This window comes from Cupriavidus sp. SIMBA_020, assembly GCF_046535395.1.
Taxonomy (GTDB): domain Bacteria; phylum Pseudomonadota; class Gammaproteobacteria; order Burkholderiales; family Burkholderiaceae; genus Cupriavidus; species Cupriavidus campinensis.
Genome location: NZ_JAWRWU010000731.1, coordinates 1 through 266 on the forward strand (window position 1 = coordinate 1; position 266 = coordinate 266).

General features: G+C 63.2%; 1 protein-coding gene. It reads left to right on the plus strand.

What is annotated here, in order from left to right:
- Positions 1 to 76 precede the first annotated feature (76 nt).
- Positions 77 to 266, plus strand: a 190-nt coding sequence (locus tag SB751_RS31260; protein WP_410749178.1) for a c-type cytochrome, incomplete at its 3' end; no start/stop codon positions are given.

The following is a 266-nucleotide window of genomic DNA, read 5'->3' on the forward strand; positions in this document are numbered from 1 at the left end:
CTTTCATGCATAGCGGTTCTATGCCGTCGTCTTTGGAAATATAGTCGAGCCAAAATCTTCGGCAGCGTTCCTCCTCATGTCCTCCCGCCTTCTGCCCGGCGCCCGATGGGCGAGCGTGGCGATCTTCTTCGCCAGTGTGTTTTCCGTAGTGCCCGGCACGGTTCATGGCGCGCCTGACGGACTGCTCATCAGCACCCAGGGCGCCAACGGCGCGCCCGCCTGTATGCTCTGCCACGGCGCCCACGGAGAAGGCAACCCGGTCTCCG